Annotated in this window: 1 protein-coding gene; it reads left to right on the forward strand. The window is 49.4% G+C overall.

The genetic code is table 11. From position 1 onward, the window contains the following. The coding region (locus tag ICN41_RS11300; protein WP_216293029.1) for a condensation domain-containing protein at positions 1 to 255 on the forward strand (255 nt) is incomplete at both ends.

Here is a 255-nt window from a genome sequence, read left to right on the forward strand (position 1 = left end):
GCTAAACAAGATCGCGCAGCAGCGCAGCAGTATTGGCAAACCCACTTACAAGAACTCACTGCGCCTAGTCGCTTAGAGTTGGCAAAGCCAGCAGTAGTAGGCAGTGGTATGGGTGAGCTACGGGTGAATTTGAGTACTCACACTACCCAGCAATTAGAACAATTTGCGCGTCAACAAGGCTTAACCCAAGCCTCGATCTTACAAGGCTTATACGCCCTACTCTTAGCACGCATGAGTCGCTTAGAAGAGATTGTG

Source organism: Polynucleobacter sp. 15G-AUS-farblos (genome assembly GCF_018882445.1).
GTDB lineage: Bacteria > Pseudomonadota > Gammaproteobacteria > Burkholderiales > Burkholderiaceae > Polynucleobacter.